The 18703-nt window shown below is 59.3% G+C and carries 13 protein-coding genes; 2 read left to right on the forward strand and 11 right to left on the reverse strand.

Annotated features, from left to right (window positions below):
• Nucleotides 1–111: 111 nt before the first annotated feature.
• Nucleotides 112–825, reverse strand: a complete 714-nt coding sequence (locus AC6H1L_RS12595; protein WP_497597840.1) for a zinc ribbon domain-containing protein — start codon at nucleotides 823–825, stop codon at nucleotides 112–114.
• 398 nt (nucleotides 826–1223) lie between these two features.
• Here AC6H1L_RS12595 and AC6H1L_RS12600 point away from each other — a divergent pair, with 398 nt between their 5' ends.
• Entirely contained in the window at nucleotides 1224–2585 is a 1362-nt protein-coding gene (locus AC6H1L_RS12600; protein WP_497597841.1) for a glutamine synthetase family protein, read from the forward strand.
• A gap of 247 nt (nucleotides 2586–2832) precedes the next feature.
• Here the strand turns inward: AC6H1L_RS12600 and AC6H1L_RS12605 are convergent, their stop codons facing one another.
• The 10 genes from AC6H1L_RS12605 to AC6H1L_RS12650 all read right to left on the reverse strand — a co-directional run bounded on the left by AC6H1L_RS12605 (nucleotide 2833) and on the right by AC6H1L_RS12650 (nucleotide 15957).
• Nucleotides 2833–4473, reverse strand: coding sequence for an APC family permease (locus AC6H1L_RS12605; protein WP_497597842.1), 1641 nt, complete (start codon nucleotides 4471–4473; stop codon nucleotides 2833–2835).
• Between the two features lie 411 nt (nucleotides 4474–4884).
• A complete protein-coding gene (locus AC6H1L_RS12610; protein ID WP_497597843.1) occupies nucleotides 4885–6396 on the reverse strand; it encodes an APC family permease in 1512 nt (503 codons plus the stop codon).
• A gap of 166 nt (nucleotides 6397–6562) precedes the next feature.
• Complete coding sequence (locus tag AC6H1L_RS12615; protein WP_497597844.1) at nucleotides 6563–7534, reverse strand: TIGR03621 family F420-dependent LLM class oxidoreductase; 972 nt, start codon at nucleotides 7532–7534, stop codon at nucleotides 6563–6565.
• Between the two features lie 202 nt (nucleotides 7535–7736).
• Nucleotides 7737–8258, reverse strand: coding sequence for an acetyl-CoA carboxylase biotin carboxyl carrier protein (locus tag AC6H1L_RS12620; RefSeq protein WP_497597845.1), 522 nt, complete (start codon nucleotides 8256–8258; stop codon nucleotides 7737–7739).
• Nucleotides 8258–8440 carry a hypothetical protein gene (locus tag AC6H1L_RS12625; RefSeq protein ID WP_497597846.1) on the reverse strand — a complete coding sequence of 61 codons (183 nt, stop codon included), beginning with the start codon at nucleotides 8438–8440 and terminating at the stop codon, nucleotides 8258–8260. The genes AC6H1L_RS12620 and AC6H1L_RS12625 overlap by 1 nt, the downstream gene beginning before the upstream one ends.
• Nucleotides 8441–9685, reverse strand: a complete 1245-nt coding sequence (gene fabF / locus AC6H1L_RS12630; protein ID WP_497597847.1) for a beta-ketoacyl-ACP synthase II — start codon at nucleotides 9683–9685, stop codon at nucleotides 8441–8443.
• Between the two features lie 252 nt (nucleotides 9686–9937).
• Nucleotides 9938–11287 carry an acetyl-CoA carboxylase biotin carboxylase subunit gene (gene accC / locus AC6H1L_RS12635; protein ID WP_497597848.1) on the reverse strand — a complete coding sequence of 450 codons (1350 nt, stop codon included), beginning with the start codon at nucleotides 11285–11287 and terminating at the stop codon, nucleotides 9938–9940.
• Between the two features lie 434 nt (nucleotides 11288–11721).
• On the reverse strand, nucleotides 11722–14046 hold the full coding sequence (locus tag AC6H1L_RS12640) for a tetratricopeptide repeat protein (RefSeq protein WP_497597849.1): 2325 nt from the start codon (nucleotides 14044–14046) through the stop codon (nucleotides 11722–11724).
• A 215-nt stretch (nucleotides 14047–14261) separates the two neighbouring features.
• The gene (gene rsmA, locus AC6H1L_RS12645; RefSeq protein WP_497597850.1) at nucleotides 14262–15194 is read right to left on the reverse strand and encodes a 16S rRNA (adenine(1518)-N(6)/adenine(1519)-N(6))-dimethyltransferase RsmA; all 933 of its coding nucleotides are present in this window, start codon (nucleotides 15192–15194) and stop codon (nucleotides 14262–14264) included.
• A 37-nt stretch (nucleotides 15195–15231) separates the two neighbouring features.
• On the reverse strand, nucleotides 15232–15957 hold the full coding sequence (locus tag AC6H1L_RS12650; protein WP_497597851.1) for a hypothetical protein: 726 nt from the start codon (nucleotides 15955–15957) through the stop codon (nucleotides 15232–15234).
• Between the two features lie 272 nt (nucleotides 15958–16229).
• Between AC6H1L_RS12650 and AC6H1L_RS12655 the strand changes: the two genes are divergently transcribed.
• Nucleotides 16230–18611 carry a transglycosylase domain-containing protein gene (locus tag AC6H1L_RS12655; protein ID WP_497597852.1) on the forward strand — a complete coding sequence of 794 codons (2382 nt, stop codon included), beginning with the start codon at nucleotides 16230–16232 and terminating at the stop codon, nucleotides 18609–18611.
• Nucleotides 18612–18703 lie beyond the last annotated feature (92 nt).

The raw sequence follows: 18703 nt of genomic DNA on the forward strand, positions 1-18703 counted from the left end.
GCCCTGGCCCGATCTCAAGGCCCGTTGCTGTTCTCTCCTACAATGAGGGGGACTCGCGGGCAGCGCTCAGGGCCTCTGTCCTGACAACGCGAGCCAGAGCAAGTGGCTCGCCTAGCGATCGTAAAAGAGAATGCGACCGCAATTACTACACGTCTGGATCTCGGTCCCTAGCCGCACGCGCTGTATCTCGCTGGAGGTCAGGAGAACGCGGCACCACTGGCAGGCATTCTGCTCGACGCGCGAGATAGCGCGGCCCTGGCGGGTGCGGCGCAAGGTCTCATAGCGGCTCAGCAAATCAGGGGCGAGAGAACTGGCCAGCGCGGCGCGTTGCTCTTCCAGGGTACGGCGCCGCTGCTCAAGCTGATCAAGGCGGGCGCGCTGGACGGCGCTCTGTTGCTCCCAGTCCGCTTCGGCCCGGCGTAACTCCTCTTCCCGTTGAGCGACCTGCTGCTGCAGTGTCTCCAGAAGATCCATCGCCTCGAGCGTACGTTCCTCCTGACGGCTCTGCTGGGCCCGCAGGTGCTGCACCTCCTGCTGAAGACTGGTCAGCTCTTTGGGATTGGTAATGCTGCCACTGTAGAGGCGCTGCTCCAGCATCTGCAGACGGCGGCTGATCCCCTCTAGCGTCCACTCCGCTTCTTGTTGGGCCTGCTGCCCGGCTTGCAACTGTTGCCGAGCGTTGGCAAGCTCCTGGCGTAGCTTCGCTAGTGTGCGGTTTTCGCGCAGGGCTTGCAGAATGCCCTGGCGCTCCGACGCAAGGCGCTCAAGTTCAAGGTCTAGCTGCTGAAGCTGAAAGAGTGGAGCAGCGACATGAGTCGTGCTCATGATCGATGCGTCTCCTTTCCGGGCTGCTGCCCTAACCTGATCGGTCGTTCAACCAGATCGGTCCGCCCTGTGTGCGCAAGTAAGGAACTAGCCTGTATTGTATCCCTTCTAGCATCCCTTGGGCAAGGATCGCGCTCCGTCCAAGGGATAGATCTTTTGCTTCTTATCACTCATATTGATTAAATGATGAAAAACAGGCCCAGCTCGTAGCGCGCGGCACGGCAGCTAGCAGATCTGGGGAGGCCCCTCCAAAAGGGCCGTTTAACTGGGTTAAGCGTTGTCAAGATCAGATGGATCAGCAATAATAAAGTTTGTCCTGGGAGACAGACAGCTAGCGGTGAGCAAGCTGCCTGTTGAAGAGCCCCCGAGAATCGCGTTGGGAGGATCTGATGTCCGCAGTGCCTATTTCCGATCTGGCAACCATTGAAGAACTCAGCCGGAGCTGGCAGGAGCGAGGCATCCGCCATGTGGTCTTCGAGCTGCCCGATATGCATGGTATGGCACGCTCAAAAATTGTGCCTCTGAGCCGTTGGGAGCAGTTTGCCCGCGATGGCTTACGCATGATCGGCGTTATGACGACCGTCGACTCAGGCACCAACCTGGTGCCCGGCACCTATCAAAGCGAAGAGCGCAACTACGGCGATGCCGTGCTGCGTCCCGATCTGACAACCGCAGCAGTCGTACCCTGGCTGGATGCCAGCGCCCGGGTGATTTGTGATGCCTTCTGGCCAGATGGCTCGCCTGTAGAGTCGGCCCCGCGCTACGTATTGCGCCGTGTCCTGGAGCGCCTGGCGGCCCTGGGCTATCGCGCCCATACGGCCATCGAGTATGAGTTTTACTTGTTGCAGGATCTCCTAAGCAAGGAACCTGTTTTTGACCGGCTCCATATTTTCCACACGCAGCGCAACGTCGCCTGCCCGGTGCCTTTGCAAATCATGGATCAGTTACCCGAACTGGGCTTGCAGATGCTGACCTGCAATTGTGAATATGGCCCCGGGCAGTATGAAATCACCTACGATGCTGAGGATGCACTGATCGCCGGAGACTATGGCTATACCTTCAAGAATGGGGTCAAAATGATAGCCCGTCGACTAGGCTATCATGCCACCTTTATGACTCGTCCTTTCCTCGACCAGTCTTCTTCGGGGGCCCATGTCCATCTCAGCCTGCGCGATGCCAACGGGCGCAACGCTTTTCTTGACACCAGCGATGAGCACGGCCTCTCGCCGCTGGCCTACCGTTTCATTGGCGGCCTGATCAAGCATATGCCGGGCGCGCTGGCGCTGCTGGCCCCCACCCCAAACTGCTACCGCCGCTATTTGCACCATTCGTTTGCGCCCGTCAATCTCAGCTGGGGTCTTGATGATCGCACCGCCCTGGTGCGCGTCAAGAATACAGGCGATGCCGGCACCCATATCGAAAACCGGGCCCCTTCCAGCATGAGCAACCCTTATCTGGCTCTGGCCGCTACCATTGCCGCCGGCCTGCTCGGCATCGAAGAGGAAGCGCTGCCACCGGCCCTGGCGGAAGGCCCGGCAGAAGAGCACGAGAGCTTTGCGCCGTTGCCGGCTACGCTAGAGGAGGCGCTGCTCCATCTGGAGGCCGACACAGCTCTGCGCGATTTGCTGGGTATGCAGTTCACCGAGATCTTCATCAAAGCTAAGCGTCAAGAGCTGGCGCGCCGTAGCGACTATGTGCGCCAGCGTCTGCAGGCCGCCGAACTAGAGTGGGAAGAGCAAGAATATCTGGCTGACTTCTAAAGCGAACCGGGCCAGAGCGAGCAGGGAGGGGGGAGCGGCATCTCCTGGGGGGTCGCAGACCATCTTACTGACTTATTAGCCAGGCTGACCTTCCCCTTTCTCTACTAATTGGCTACGCTGACCCCGGATACATACCAAAAGAGGGACTGAAGCCGGCGCTTGGCTGGCTGACTCAACCAGCCACCGGCTCCAGCCCCTCTCTTTCTATCTGCTTGCTGCTCTCAGCCAGGGCGCCTGCTAAGAGAGACTACACCTCGGCACGCAAGACGCGACCCAGAAATTCGTAGCGCTCGGGGTGGCGCCGTGCCAGATAGAAGGCGTAGATCAATCCCACGACAACCCAGCCGATGACAAAGAGCGGCAGAATGTTCAGCGGGAACGGTGTGGGGAAGAAGCCCAGGTTCGTAAAGAAATCGCCAATGACGGGTAGCGGCGGCATGATGAACGAGATCAGGGGAATGAGCAGGAAAAGGCAGCTCACAATCGGGGCGATCAGATGGACCAGGGGGTTAAAGTTCCGGCGATCGAAGCGCAGCGCGAAAGCCGGTAGCGAGAGGTTCACTAGAATGTAGACCACCAGGAAGCTAATCGTACCGATCGTCGCCAGCCAGGCGTAGCTAGTAATGCCGCTGGTCTGGGTATAGACCTTGCCATCGGCAATGCCCAGAGCATAGCTCACGCTGCCATCGGGGTTATTTTTCTGGATAATGAAAGCCAGAAAGATGATGACCAGAACCGTGAACAGGCTCTGAGCCATGATGGCATAATAGGGACTCTTCCAGCGCGGGTGCGTGCGCCCGAAAACACGGGGCAGGATGCCCTCGCGGCCCATCGCGTAGAAGTAGCGCACCATGCCGTTATGGAAAGCTAGACAGGCTGCAAAGCCGCTGGTAGTCACGGCAATGATCATCAGCACCTTGAGCCAGCCGCCGACGTAGCGATCGGCCAGATTATAGTAAGGCGTCGGGGCGATAGAGATATTGCCCAGGGTGTCGCCAGCATGCTGCCAGCCGAGGCCAATAACGGCGCTATAGGTAGTCCAGATATAGAGTAGAGCCATGATCACGATCACTGAGAAGATAGCCATTGGCACGGCGCGGCGTGGATTGCGCGACTCCTCGCCGTAGACAGCGCCGGCCTCAAAGCCAATCCAGGACCAGATCCCAAGCGCCATAGCCACCCCGATGCCTAGCACACCGCCTGGCGCCACTCCTTTGAGGTCGGAGCCTGCGGGCGTAAAGGTATGAAGCAGGTCATGGCCAGCGGCTCCGCCGTGGATGGTGATCATCAGATCTAGCAGCACCAGGCTCCCGATCTCCAGCAAAAGGAAGGGGGCCAGCCACCAGGTAGACCACTTGATGTCAAAGAAGGAGAGCAAGAAGACAAGGACACAGCCGATCAGAGCGTAGGTGACCCAGCCCAGGGGCATGTGGAAGCCGAGATAGGTCGAAATATTGATGTCAGCCAGGCCGCCAAAGGCCGCCTGGGAAGAGGCTTCGAAAATAGCGTAGCCAAAGAGCATCAGCCAGCCCGCCTGGAAGGCCGTCCCAGTCCCTAGACCGTGCCGTACCCAGGTATAGAAACCTCCCGCCGAAGTCAGGCGACGCGAGAAATAGACGATCGAAATGCCGAACAGCAAGAGACCGATCGCCGAGAGCAGGAAGACCAGTGGCACGCTGGCGCCAGCCTGGGCCGCCATGTTGGGCACATTAAAGAACATGGCGGCAATCGGTGCCGCTCCCGCAAAGCAGTAATACATGACGCTGGGCATGCCAATCGCATTGATGTGTAGCTTGTCCAGGTCCTGGCGCTGCTCCAGAGCTATATCGCCTTCGGGAAGAGCCGCACCGGGCGCCGTCTGCCCTACCAATTCTTCCTGAGATGCCATAAATCACCTCCAGTTCAGGTCTTACTTCTGAAGACCAGATCATCCACAGAGCGCTTGATTGCTGAATAGTGAGAGATTTGCTGCTATCCTGGGTAAAGCCATGCTGCAGGTGTAGCGTTGCCGCTTCGCTCCCATTGTCTGGGAGGCCGGCCTTTCCTCGCGCTGTTTCCTCACACAGTATCTCTCCCTTCCAGAAAAGGAAACGCTGAATGACGATGAAAATGAATAAGAACGGGCAAGCTGATACCAGGGGGCAGAAAACTGGTCGCTGGCCGGCAGGCAGCCAGACAGACAAGCAGACTGTCTGGCTGCCTGCCGGTAGGCTCTGGGCTTGCAGCCGTAACAGCGCGTGGTCGTGATTGCTCTGCTCCTTTCCAAATGGTGGCAGCAGAGCTAACGCTTGTCAATGCGCTAGCTAGCCCCCTGCTCGATCTCCTGCCATGCCGCCTCACCTGTAGCGAACATGCTCACGATAGCGCCGAGCATGAGCGTCGCCGCTGTCAGCCCTGTCACGATCCAGCTCCATTGCTGATTCGTCAGTAAGGGTACCCACGAGTTGAGGGCTGTATCAACGATCGCAATGATACCGGTGACTAGGCCAATGACTGAACTCACAATGAGCACTGGTATCGGGAGAATACGATGCAGCAGGAGAGCACGGCGATCGCGGATGTACAGTCCGAGGATGAGGACAAACAATAGAATCGTTGAGAAGGCCCACAGAATGGTCCCTGCTCCAATACCGACGAAGTAGACTTCGAGAGAGAGATCGGCTGGATTGCTGCCGAATAGGTAAGGAATGACCATGAAGAAGAGGATGGTGAGAAAGATGGCGGCACCCGTCTGGATAGCAACGGCACGCGCGGGCTGGCGGTTGCTATTGAGCAGGCTGATGCCCACCGGAATGCGGCGGTCGAAACCTGCCACCATAAGGAAGCGAGCATAGATGTGGTTATAGACCATCGTCACCAGGCAGAAGACGCCCAGCATACAAACAGCGACCACATTGCCAGCCAGTTTCCCCAGGGCCGCATCAACGGTGGTTACGAGAACAAAGAGCATATAGGCAGACTTCGGCCCCTGGACGACCAGGACGGCGAAGGTGACAAGAATATAGCCAACCACCACAATGAGCGTGCCCCATACCAGATGGCGGACAATCAGGTGGCGACGCGTCTCGGAGTTGGTGGCGATGGTTTCAGCCTGCATCGTAATCGGCAGATAGACGCCGAGATAGCCCAGCGTAATCACACCGAAGAGACCGAAATTCCCGCCCGTCTTGGGGTCCCAGGTAATCAGCCAGTCCGAAAGCCGCGAAAAGCTGGTTGCCGGCGCATGACCCGTCAGCAGCCAGACGATGCCCGCCGCCACTACCAGACCGCTGGCAATCATCAAGAGCACAAAGGTGGCATTGGTAATGTTCTGTACCGTGCGGTGCGGCTGCATGGCCATGAAACCCGAGATCAGAATAACGATAATGAGAGCAAGACCTTGCTGCCAGGGAGCGGTGAGCCAGCCGCTGTTAAGGCCTGGGATATAGCTGATCGCCAGGTCGCTGGTAGCCATCAGTAGCAGCGGAGCAGGCAGCCAGACACAGAAGCCCACAAAGAAGCTCATATAGCTCCCAAAGATGCGATAGGACCAATTATATAAAGAGCCTTCATATGGAAAGATAACACTTAGCTGCGCAGTGGCGATGGCGCAGGGCACGAAAAAGAGCAAGGCTCCAACTAGCCAAAAAGTAATGCCTGCCGCTCCGCCGGCGATGGCGTTAGAGACATTGGTCGGAAAGAAAATAAGCAAAACATAGAGAGTAATCAGGTCCCAGCTTGTGAGCACGGCTGGCATGACCTTACTTGGGTAGTCTTCAGAGGTCAGGATATGTAGCGGTCTATCCCTCTGTGACTGGCTACTGGTAATCATGGAGCCTCCTTAATTGCTATAGTTCCCACCGCTCTCACCATAGCAGATCTTTTTATACATGTCAATGCATTTGTCTCACAAATGTAAGAGATGTATGTTGTAATAACAACATTGTGAGCAGCCAGTTGTGGGCCAAAAAACCAGATGAGAAGTGACGAGCGATTGATCAATGGCCGCGCAGCATAGCTACGACGGGGGCGAGAGCCTCCATATATTCTTCCCAAACCACCCAGTATGAGATGTGATACTGCTGGCGATAGCGGAGCAGTTGAGCAGCAATCTCCTCTGTGCTTCCGATGAGGAAATAGGGAGTAGAAGCGACCTGTTCCTCAGAGAGGCCATAGCGGCTGGCGACCTCGGCTAGCGCCTGTTGGCGCTGATCTGTCCGAATCACTTCGAGGACAATCAGATTCAGCTCAAGAGAAGAGAAGCGTGAGCCTGCAGCCTGGCGTACCCACTGGACCTTCTCCGCCAGAGCCGCTGCCAGGGCATCCTGCAGATCCAGGCTCTGATTCATATGGCCGGCCACACTGATGGTCTGCGTACGCGGCGAAAAGCCGACGATAGTGGCTTCGCGAGCTGCCAGCGAGAGAAGACGTTTCCCGCTACCGCCCACCAGAATCGGCGGATGGGGGCGCTGCTTTGGCTGCAAGGCCAGGGCTAGCCCCTCGATCTTATAATGCTGACCACTGAAGGAGAGCCGCTCGCCGGCCAACAGAGCCTTGATGATCTGGAGTGACTCGGCCAGTCGCTCAATGCGCACGCCGGCTGATGCAAAGGGAATCCCGCACTGCTGATACTCACTGGCCATCCAGCCGGCTCCAAGGCCCAGCTCGAAGCGCCCACCGGAGAAGACGTCGAGGGTGGCCACCTCACGCGCTAGCATAACGGGATGGCGGAAATCATTGGCAAAGACATAGCTGCCTACCCGCAAACTGGTGGTAGCGCCGGCGATGCCCGCCAGGGCCAGAGTCGTTGCAAACTGATCGCCGATGTGGTCTGGCAGCAAGAAGGTTGAATAACCAAGCTGCTCTGCGCGCCTGGCCTGCGCCAGCAGGCTTGAAAAGTCGGGAGTGGTGTTATGTGAGAGGACGCCGAAGCGCAAGGGACGATGCTTCTCGAAACCTTCTTCAAGCATGAGGACTATTCACTCTCCTGATCCCGTAATCCTGTCTTCTCCAGCTCAGCAGCGCTCCTGGCCAGGCAAGAAAGGACAGAAAGGGACCTGGTAGGCCGCCCGTTGAGCGCGCAACCAATCGCTGCGCTCTCTCCGGCCTGCTCAGGTCCTGCAAAGGCAGAGCCAACGAACGATCTTCCGCCGGCTGATCATGTTCCAGCGGCTAGACTGGCTCAACGCGTATGAGCACCTCGTCTTTCTGGACAACGGCGCCGTTCTCTGCCAGGATCTTGGTGACACGTCCGGCGACCGGAGAAGGCACCTCGTTGAAGGACTTCATAGCCTCAATCAGGGCCACCGTCTGGCCGACCTGAATGACATCCCCAACTGAGACGAAAGGTGGGGCATCTGGCGAAGGGGCGGCGTAGTAAACCCCTGAAAGCGGAGCTACGATCGGGAGCGTGCGCTCCTCGTCGCGGCCCTTGCTCGCTCCTGCCTTGCCAGCCGCGACAGGCCGTTTAGCCGCGCTCGGGCTGCGCGTTGCCGTGGCGGGCAGTGTCACGGTCTCTGTCACAGTCGGAGCTGCCACCAGCACCATGCTGGGGTGGCGGCGGATGACAATCTCCAGGTCGTTCTCGCTCAGCTCCAGCTCGGCCACCGAGCTGCCCTCAAGCACGTGTACCAGCTCCTCAAGGCGCTCAATCCAGGCGGTTTTGCGATCTTCTTCCTTGTTGTTGCTCATCATCACACTCGCTTGTAGACCAGAGACATACAGCGGGCTGGAGCGGAGGAGGCCGCTCCGGCGCACTGTATGTGCTCACCTGGGCGTGCCAGACTCATCCGCTCCGGTGTGCGCTTGAGTAAAGGTAGAGTAAGGGGCGAGGAGGCGGCCAGGCTACGTGGCGTGGCTGCCAGCTTCTCCGCCATCTACTCGCCCTCCTCGTAGCGCTTGAAAATCAGGCAGGCGTTATGGCCGCCGAAGCCCATCGAATTAGACATGGCCACTTTGACCTGGGCCTGACGTGCCTGATTGGGCACATAGTCCAGATCGCAATCGGGATCGGGGTGATGGAGATTAATAGTCGGCGGGATAATGCCGGTGAGCAGCGTCATGATACTAATGACTGCCTCGACGGCGCCCGCGGCCCCGAGGGTGTGGCCGGTCATCGACTTTGTGGAGCTGATCGCCAGACGATAGGCGTGCTCGCCGAAACAGGTCTTGATGGCCTGTGTCTCCGTACGATCATTGTAGGGCGTCGAGGTGCCATGAGCATTGATATAATCGACATCTTCAGGACGTAGTCCGCCCTTGCGCAGAGCCATCTGCATCGCCCGCACCAATCCAGCGCCACCGGGAGCTGGTTCGGTCACATGGTAGGCATCGCCCGTTGCGCCATAGCCGACCATTTCAGCCAGAATCGTCGCCCCGCGCGCCTTAGCGAACTCCAGATCCTCCAGAATAAGCACCGCGGCCCCCTCGCCCATCACAAAACCGTCGCGGGTCGCGTCGAAGGGACGGCTGGCGCCCTGGGGGTCATCGTTGCGCCGCGAGAGAGCGTGCATATTATCAAAGGCCGCGATCGCAATCGGGGTAATGCCGCGCTCGGAGCCTCCGGCGATCATGACCTTCGCGTCGCCGCGGCGAATGGTCTCCCAGGCCTCGCCGATCGTGTGGGCGCTAGTCGCACAGGCTGACACGGCGGCCCAGTTGGGGCCACGCGCCCCCGTCATAATTGAGACAATGCCCGGGGCACCATCGATAATCATCATATTGATGAAGAAGGGACTGATGCGATCGGGGCCTCGCTCGAAGAGAATGCGAAATTGCTCGTGGAGTGTCATCAAGCCGCCGATGCCACTGCCGATGTAGACCCCCACATCGTCGGCAATCTCCTCTGTGATTTCCAGGCGGGCCTGAGCCAGCGCTTGCTTGGTGGCGGCGATGGCGATATGTTGGTAGGGGTCAGTGCGGCGGATCTCCTTGCGGTCCATGTAGGCCGCAGGATCGAAATTCTTGATCTGGCCCCCAAATTTTACGCGGAAGGGGCTGGTATCGAAGCCGACGATTTCGGCGATGCCAGATTTCCCCTGGCAGAGGGCTTCCCAGGAAGACGCCACATCGTTCCCCAGGGGAGTAATCAGCCCTAAACCGGTTACAACAACGCGTCTCATTACGTCACCTCCTCTATAATCGGGTTCCCTCAACCGCTCGCCGACCAGCAAGCAGGCAGGCAAAGCCCTGATGACTGGTCTGGTCCGTGGCCAGGCCCTGACTGGCTGGCTATTGGCCGGCAGGCCCTGCTGACCAGGCCAGGCAGGCGAACCCTAGAGGCGAACCGACCAGCAGAGAGCGAGCGCAAAGCGGCGAGGAGAGGCCCGCTGAGAACCCAGCAAGGACCCAGAGCGAACCTGCTACGAACCCGGTCAGATGCCAAGCGAGGCAGCCTCCTCCTGGAGGAACCGGGTATAGGCTTCTCCACGGATAAAGACCTGATGCCTGAGCAGGCGCCGATGGAAAGGGATCGTCGTAGGCAGGCCTTCGATGACAAACTCATCGAGGGCACGCTGCATACGCGCGATAGCGGCATCACGATCCTCGGCCCAGACGATCAGCTTGGCCAGCAACGAATCGTAGTGGGGTGGAACCGAGTAGCCGGTATAGAGATGGCTATCAACGCGCACGCCAGGGCCGCCGGGCGGCAGGTATTTCTCTACCACCCCGGTCTGCGGACGAAAATCGGCCTCAGCATCCTCTGCCGTGATCCGGCACTCGATGGCGTGGCCACGGAACTGAATATCCTCCTGTTTCAGATGCAGTGGCTCGCCGGCGGCAATGCGGATCTGCTCCTTGACGAGGTCGACGCTGGTCACCATTTCCGTGACCGGGTGCTCCACCTGCAAGCGCGTGTTCATCTCCATGAAATAGTAGTGGTTCTGCTCGTCAAGCAGAAACTCTAGCGTGCCGGCATTTGTATAGCCGATCTGCTGCACGGCTCGCACGGCCTTCATGCCGATCTCCTGCCGCAGCTCGGGTGGCAGCAGCGGGCTTGGCGACTCCTCAAGCACCTTCTGATTGCGGCGCTGACACGAGCAGTTGCGTTCCCCAAGATGAATGCCGTTCCCGTGCTGATCAACGAGTACCTGAATCTCAATGTGCCGCGCACGTGGCAGATAGCGCTCCAGATAGAGGCCGTCATCGCGGAAGGCTTCCCGGACCTCGTTCTGGGCCAGAGTGAAGACGCGTTCAAACTCGTCAGGGCTATTGACCAGACGAATACCGCGTCCTCCACCGCCAGCGGCGGCTTTCAACATCAGGGGAAAACCGATCTCGCGCGCAGCTTCCCGGGCCTCCGCCAGCGTACGCAGAACGCGCGTGCCGGGTAGCATCGGCAGCCCGGCGGCGGCCATCGCTTCGCGAGCTGAGACCTTATCGCCCATAATCGCCATTGCTGTCGCCGATGGGCCGATAAAGGTCAGATTCACATCTGCGCAGATCTGGGCAAAGCTGGGATTCTCTGAGAGGAAACCATAGCCGGGATGAATAGCCTCGGCCCCGGAGATAAGAGCAGCGCTGATAATATTAGGAATATTAAGATAGCTTTTTCCGCTTGGCCCAGGTCCAATGCAGATGCGCTCGTCCGCCATGCGCACGGGCAGCGAATCGCGATCGGCTTCCGAGTGCGCGATAATCGTGCGGATGCCCATCTCACGGCAAGCGCGGATGATCCGCACGGCAATTTCGCCACGGTTAGCAATCAAGATCTTGCGAAACATAATCTTTCAAGCGGAACAGGACAGGCGCAGGGGTCCTGCACGGTCCTTTCTCTTATCCATAGTGATTCACTGCCTGATATGGCAGGGGCAATTTACGGGTTATTATACCATGCCCGCCCGAAGCCGACCAGTGGGGCAAAGGCTTGCCTTGCCTCCCTCTGTTGACAACGGCCTGATTCATCGCTGGCCTGGTTGCAACTCGGACTAAGCCAGCATGAGCCAGCTTCCTCATCTGTTGGGCTGGCTGACTGGCTACTCTGGGCTGAGAAGCGAGCGGCGACCGCCAGTTGCAAAGAAGCCGTCGGCTGAGCTGAGCAAGCGGATGGGAGGAGAGCGGGGCAAAAGCAAAAGCGGGCCGGCTGGTCCGCTCTCGTCTCAGGGGGGAGGTCGGTCAGCGAGGCAATGACCCGATAGCAGGCAGAGAGACCTCGGAGCTACCAGAGAGACAGGCGAGGACCGGTCGTTGTCTGGCCACGCAAGCGCGCGGCTTCGGCCTCGGCCAGACGGGCATCGCGCTTGCGTCGCAGCTTTTTGAGGACCTCGGCCTTGCGTTCCCAGTGGTCGGGGTCGTTGGGGGCGATTTGAATGGCGCGTTCGGCTGCGTCCAGCGCCTCTTCATACCGGCCCAGCTCCTGACAAAGGAGAGCTTTATTGTGCCAGGCTGAGGCCAGTTGAGGATCGCGGCGCAAGGCTTCATCGTAGGCTTCAAGCGCCTGGCGGTAGTAGCCGAGGCGGTAGAGCGTATTGCCTTTGCCGTTCCAGCAGAGGGCGGAATTACGGTTCAGCATCAGAGCCTGATCGTAAGCGCGCAAGGCTTCGGGGTAGCGCTCCAGCGCATAGAGAGTGGCGGCCTTGCCCTGCCAGGCGCCAGCGTGATCGGGGGCCAGGGCCAGTGCTCGATTGTAGCTTTCGAGCGCTGCCGCATGCTGCCCTTGCTCGCTCAGGATGGCGCCGCGGCGTATCCAGGCTTTAACATAGTTCGGGTCATACTTGAGGGCTTCATCCAGCATATCCAGTGCCTGACGGAGGCGATGCTGACCATAGTAGATCTGGGCAATGCCATACCAGGCAGGCGCGTAGCGAGGGTTGAGAGAGCGGGCCTTTTCGAAGGCACTGAGGGCCTCGGGCCAGCGCTGGAGTTCATAGAGCACTGCACCTTTCCCGGCCCAGGCGGGTACAAGGTCGGTCTGCAGGCGAATAGCTTCTTCGAAGGAGTCGAGAGCCTCACGTAACTGGCCAAGCTCGTGCAACATTTGCCCACGATAGCACCAGGCCAGGGCCTGCCGGCTGTCGTAACGCAAGGCCTGCTCAAAAGCATCGAGCGCCTCGCGTAAGCGCCCCTGGCGACTGAGCAGCAGCCCCTTGTTATACCAGGCGCGGGCCATACGCGAGTCGTAGCGTAGAGCGGTCTCGAAGGCGGCCAGCGCCTCTGAATCGCGATGCAGGCCGACGAGCACGGCCCCTTTGCCATTCCAGGCAGTAGCGTTGCGTGGTTCGAGCTGAAGGGCGCGTTCGAAGGCCCTGAGTGCTTCCTGATAGCGATGGAGAGCATAGAGGGCGGTACCCTTGCCGATCCAGGAAATGACCAGCGAGGGGTTCAAGTCAAGAGCCTTATTGAAGGACTCCAGAGCCTCGCGATGCTGAGAACGGTCTCCGTAGGTAAGGCCCCGCCCCTGCCAGGCCAGGGCCTGCGAAGCGTCGCGAGCGAGCACGCTCTCGTAGAGGGTAAGCGCTTCTGTCAGGCGTCCCTGCGTTCGGAGCTGGCGGGCCTGTTCAATTAAGCGGCTGGTGTCCGTAGTGGCAGTGGTCTGAGTCTGGCTCTTGCGGGAACCAGAGCCCTCACGGCAGGCGCGCAGCTCCTGGAGCACTTCCTGGGTACTGGCCGGGCGCTTCTCCGGGTCCATTTCAAGCATGCGCTGAATGAGGGCCTCCAGGGCAGGTGGTACAGCCGGATTCAGCTCAGAGGCGGGCCGAAAAAAGAAAGGTTGATCTGACGGGTCAACGCCGGTCAGCAGATGATGCAGCAAAGCCCCCAGACTATAGATATCGGAGCGCGGCGTCGATTGAGCCTTGCCATACTGTTCCGGGGCCGCGTAGCCCGGAGAACCGAGCGCCGTAGTGTCACGCGACTGGCCTGGCTTGAAGAGGCGCGCGATGCCAAAATCGATCAGATAGAGGCGTCCGCTGCCATCGATCATCACATTAGAAGGCTTCAGATCGCGGAAGACAATTGGCGGCTGATGGCTATGCAGATAGCCGAGCACATCACAGAGCTGCTCAGCCCAGCTCAGGACCTGGTCCACTGGCAGCGGGCCCCCGCCCTGGCGCGCCAGATATTCCTCCAACGACTCGCCCTCGATAAAGTCCATAACCAGATACGAGCGATCGTTTTCGGTAAAGTGATCGTAGATACGCGGCAGATTAGGGTGGCGCAGCTCAGCCAGCAAGTTGGCCTCACGTTCAAAGGCCTGCTCGGCCTCCTGAATGCGGGCCTGGGTGAGGCCAGCTTTGCTCATCTCTTTAACGGCCACTGGACGATTATTCAGGCGCGTATCGGCGGCCTTATAGACGGCGCCCATGCCTCCCTGTCCTATCAGGCTCAGCAGCTGATAGCGCCCGGCTAGCAGCGTTTGCTCACTAAGGGTCCCCGTAGTATGTTGGAACGGCAAGGCAGCGGCGCAGTACTGACAGAAGCGCGCCGTTGGAGGATTGGCCATGCCGCAGTGATCACAAAAGATTTCCTGCTCCTGCGTTGTCATAAAAAAACCTGTCACTCAGGCTCGAACTGCCGCGGTTGCCACTGGAGGGCAGGGGCATTGCACTGCGCCCTTTGCCCATCGTATATCATAGCACAGCTAGCCAGGTAGCCGACGCTTGCTTGCCACCCGGTTCACCCTGACTGATGGGTTGCCATGCCCTGGTCACAGGGCTTATCTCAGCGCCTGTGCTGGGCCTGACGGTGTGGGCTCCTCAGTCAGGGCTGCGGTCCAGCCGGCTGGCTGGGGCCGAAGGAAGGCGCCTCTGGGGTGACTGTCTCCTCCGAGCGTGAGCGGCCAGAGGCCCCAGAAGGAAGTGTACGCCAAAGCTGCAACCATTCGTCGAGGCTCAGCGTCTCCGCACGGCGCTCGGGGGCGATCCCGGCCTGCCTCAGCCAGGTGAGAACCGTCTCTGCTGGCAATCCCAATCCGCGCGTCAGCGCATTATGGAGCTGCTTGCGCCGCTCAGCAAAGCCGGCCTGAACCAGGCGGAAGAAGGAGGCGCGTTCGACGGGGGTCAGCGTCATGCGCGGTTGAACCTCGACGCGCACGATCGCGGAATCCACGCGCGGCGGCGGATAGAAAGCCCGCGCCGGTATCCGGGCGATCAACTGAGGACGCCCGAAGAACTGCACACTTACCCCCAGCAGGCTCAGATCGCCGGGCGCGGCCACAATACGCTGTGCGACCTCATACTGAATCATTACAACGATCAGAGAGGGCGGATGCTCGCTCTCCAGAAAATGGCGGAAGGTGGGCGCCGTGATATAGTAAGGAAGATTAGCCACCAGTTTATAAGGCTGGCGCCCAAAGAGCGCCTGCGGCTCAACGGTCAGCAAGTTCTGCGCCACGATCTCAACGTTGGTGAAAGGAGCGGTCGTTTCGGCCAGGAGGCGCAGCATCGAGCGCTCTAGCTCCACTGCGACCACGCGGCCCGCCCGGCGGGCCAGCTCGCGTGTCAGGACCCCAGTGCCGGCCCCCACCTCCAGCACGCTATCAGTTGGCTCCAGCGCTGCCGCCGCCACGATGCGGGTCAGCACGCCGCGATCCACCAGGAAATGCTGGCCAAAGGATTTCAGGGGACGCATGCCATGCCGCTGAAGCAGGGCGCGCAGGGTCCGGGGATTTGTCAGATCCAGTTCTTCAACCATCGTTAGCCGCTCTTCTCCCTGTGGATCAGCTTGTACCCTAAAGGTTCCCCGGACCGGGACGCCGCAGCCAACCACGCTGGTTGGCGTGCACTAGCAGCCAGACGATTGCTCCGCCGATGGCGAGTGGAAGCACGCAGAAAAGGGCGATCACCAGGGCCGCAATCATCAGTCCAACGGTTGCTCCAAGTAGTCCGAGAAGAAGGCCTACTCCTCCCGGCAGCAACGTCAGCAAGGCCAGAGCGAGCAAGATCCAGGTGATAAGGCGGCCCCGCGAAGACTGGGGTTGAGGCCGCGCCCACCAGGGTGGCTGCGACCACGAAGGGTCAACATGCGCGCTCGAAGGCGCATACTGGAAACGGCCAGGCCCTGGGGTGGCAGGCAACGCCGGATCTGGGCCTGAATAGCGGTGTGCTCCAGCCGGGGCCGAGGCTGCCGTCGACCAGCTCCCCAGAGACTCATTCGGAGAAGCTGCGGACCCAGACAGTACAGAGTTGGTCGGAGGCTGCTCCTCTTCCTCTCGAAGCGGATAATCCTGGGCTGGATAACCACGCCAATAGCTATAATCATGCAACGGCTCAGCCTCAGCTCCGAACGGCTCCTGACGTGGCTGGGCACTCTGGCCTTGTTCGCCCCTGCGCTTCAGCCGATACCAGAAAGAAGCGCGACGGTTAAAAGGCTCGCTCGCGAACCCGGTGGCAGAGGCCCCTTGTGCTGTCTCTGATTCAGGCTGTTGTGCTTGCCAGGCTTGCTCTTGTTGCTGCATAACTCTCGCTCCTTGCTGCCTCCTCGCTCACTCAACTCGGCTAGCCGCCTGTGGCCTCTTTTTCCCTGACTCTGGCCACAAACGATACAAAGCTTCTCCCGGGAACGATCTATTACCATAGGATACGCAAAGAGGCTACGGGGGTTGCAGAGTGGTCTTGAATTACCTATCATGATACGCGAAAACACATCGATCGTTCTATAGACAGAAGAGGGCCTTGGCGCATTCGCCACCACTAGATCTGCTTGCAAGCCGAAAAGAGGAAGGGAGCAATGGATTATCGCGAGAGTCAAGGCACGGGGGGGGGCGAACACAGCAGAGCCCTGAGTCCCAGGGTTCCGGGGCTGCGGCTGCCGGCTCGCCACCGTCTAGGGGCTGGGGAACAGCCGCCTTTGCTGGCTCCATTAACGGCCATAGGCGGCGGTAGCGGAGCACCTCCGCTGCGTCGCTGGCGTGCGAATCGCATTCTCCTGCGCAGACGCTGGCGACGACGTTTCTACCCGCGTCGTGCTTCGCGCTGGGCTGTCATTCTCCTTGTGGCCGCGCTGCTCGGTATCGCCCTCTTTACGAGTAGTGCTGGCGCTGTGTACGCCTATTATGAGTCGCAGCTACCTTTGCTGCGTAACATTGCCAACAATAATGCGCTCTTTCAGACAACACGCATTTACGACCGCAATGGTACGCTGCTCTATGAGCTGTTTGATCACAGCGCCAATCGTGGGCGTCGCACTTATGTCAGTTATACCGATATCTCACCTCTGCTGATCAATGCCACGGTGGCCGCTGAGGATCATACCTTCTGGGAGAACTCGGGGGTTGATCTACAGGGTATTGTTCGGGCCGTCTTCTCGAACCTCCAGAATCAGAGTGTCGTTCAGGGCGGAAGCACGATCACTCAGCAGCTGATTAAGAACGAGCTGTTCAGTAATCAGCCTCGCACACTGGCGGTCAAGGCCGAGGAGGCCGTGTTAGCCTATGGTCTGACCCAGCAATATCCGAAATGGAAGATCATGGAGATGTACCTCAACACGGTCTACTACGGCGACCTGAACTACGGCGCGGAGGCTGCGGCTGAGAACTACTTTAATCTGCAGCCGAAGTGTACAGCAACGCGCTGCAAGCCGGCAGTGGCTCAACTTGATCTGGCTCAAGCCTCGTTGCTGGCCGGCCTGCCGCAAAGCCCTTCCTACTATGATCCAACGGTCAATAAGCCGGCGGCCCTGGCTCGTCAGAAGGTGGTCCTGCAATCGATGGTCGAGCTGGGGATGATCACGCCACAGCAGGCGGCTGCCGCCGAGGCCGAGAGCCAAAAGTTTGTCTTTAAACCCTACAGCGAGACCCATCATATTCAGGCTCCTCACTTTGTGCAGTATGTGATCGATCAGCTCACGTCTTTGCTCGGCAGCCAGAATCTCCTCAACGGTGGCTACAATGTCTATACCACTCTCGATCTGACGCTGGAGAAGAAAGTCGAGCAGATCGTACATGACCACCTCTACACGGTGCAGTACGATGCCTATCTAGGGCAGTATGAGGGGCCGCTCTATAAGACGAATAATGTCAATAATGCGGCGGTGGTGGTGATGAGTCCGACGACGGGCGAGATTCTGGCCATGGACGGCAGCGCCGATTTCAATAATCAGAGCCCCCAGGTGCAGGGCCAGTATAATTCGGCCCTGGCTCTGCGCCAGCCCGGCTCGGCCTTCAAGCCTATTGTCTACGCTGCGGCCTTCGAGATGGGCTGGTACCCGGCGATGATTGTCCCCGATCATCGCACGATCTATCCGGTGAAAGATTCAAATTCGCCTTCGGGTTACTATACGCCGAATAACTACGATGAGAAGTTTCATACGACGTTCCCGATGACGATTCGGAACGCCATCGCGAACTCCTTCAATATTCCGGCTGTGACAACGGTCGAGTATGTCGGCTTCAATAACGTGCTCAATATGGCCAAGCGCCTGGGGATTACGTCGATCGATACCGCCGATCTGCAGGCCTGCCGCAAGAACTACAATGCACCGAAGGCCACGCCGGAACAGTGCTTCTTCCCCTCTATCGCCCTGGGTACGGCGGAAGTCTCGTTACTGGAATTGACCGGGGCTTATGCCACTTTCGCTAATCAAGGGGTGCGTGTCCCGCCGGTGGCGATCCTGGAAATCACCGATAGCCTGGGTCATCCCCTCTATCGCTATGATGCTGCTCATCCGCATGGAGTGCGCGCCCTCGGAGCTGATGTCTCATTCCTGATCAGCAGCATCCTCTCCGATAAGGCCTCGCGCTATCACGAGTTTGGTCCGGGGAACCCGCTGGAGCTGGCCGATCGCCCGGCGGCGGCCAAAACCGGTACGACCCAGACATTCCGCGATAACTGGACCGTTGGCTATACGCCTTATCTGGCGGTCGGCGTGTGGGCCGGCAATAGCGATAATAGTGCGATGAATAACGTGATAGGTATCACGGGCGCAGGCCCCATCTGGCATGATGTCATGGAATATGCCTCACAACGCTATCACTATCCAGCAGAGGACTTCATTCGCCCTCCCAATGTCCATCTAGGGAGAGTCTCGGCCCTAACCGGTCTCTTGCCTCGCCCGGGCGATCCAACGGTGACCGATTGGTTTATCGACGGCACCATGCCCACGACTTCGTGAGTGCGGGCCGGGCTGGACAGTCTGCCGTGTCTGGTCTGGGGCAGTCAGGAAGCTGTTCCGGCCCGCCCTGCATGTTCCACCTCCTGGCTGAA

The organism is Thermogemmatispora argillosa (assembly GCF_059696725.1).

Excerpts from the sequence above, each read along its gene's own strand:
- AC6H1L_RS12595 (WP_497597840.1), bottom strand. The coding sequence starts at position 825 with ATGAGCACGACTCATGTCGCTGCTCCACTCTTTCAGCTTCAGCAGCTA.
- AC6H1L_RS12605 (WP_497597842.1), bottom strand. The coding sequence starts at position 4,473 with ATGGCATCTCAGGAAGAATTGGTAGGGCAGACGGCGCCCGGTGCGGCT.
- AC6H1L_RS12610 (WP_497597843.1), bottom strand. The coding sequence starts at position 6,396 with ATGATTACCAGTAGCCAGTCACAGAGGGATAGACCGCTACATATCCTG.
- AC6H1L_RS12615 (WP_497597844.1), bottom strand. The coding sequence starts at position 7,534 with ATGCTTGAAGAAGGTTTCGAGAAGCATCGTCCCTTGCGCTTCGGCGTC.
- AC6H1L_RS12620 (WP_497597845.1), bottom strand. The coding sequence starts at position 8,258 with ATGATGAGCAACAACAAGGAAGAAGATCGCAAAACCGCCTGGATTGAG.
- AC6H1L_RS12625 (WP_497597846.1), bottom strand. The coding sequence starts at position 8,440 with ATGGCGGAGAAGCTGGCAGCCACGCCACGTAGCCTGGCCGCCTCCTCG.
- fabF (WP_497597847.1), bottom strand. The coding sequence starts at position 9,685 with ATGAGACGCGTTGTTGTAACCGGTTTAGGGCTGATTACTCCCCTGGGG.
- accC (WP_497597848.1), bottom strand. The coding sequence starts at position 11,287 with ATGTTTCGCAAGATCTTGATTGCTAACCGTGGCGAAATTGCCGTGCGG.
- AC6H1L_RS12640 (WP_497597849.1), bottom strand. The coding sequence starts at position 14,046 with ATGACAACGCAGGAGCAGGAAATCTTTTGTGATCACTGCGGCATGGCC.
- rsmA (WP_497597850.1), bottom strand. The coding sequence starts at position 15,194 with ATGGTTGAAGAACTGGATCTGACAAATCCCCGGACCCTGCGCGCCCTG.
- AC6H1L_RS12650 (WP_497597851.1), bottom strand. The coding sequence starts at position 15,957 with ATGCAGCAACAAGAGCAAGCCTGGCAAGCACAACAGCCTGAATCAGAG.
- AC6H1L_RS12655 (WP_497597852.1), top strand. The coding sequence starts at position 16,230 with ATGGATTATCGCGAGAGTCAAGGCACGGGGGGGGGCGAACACAGCAGA.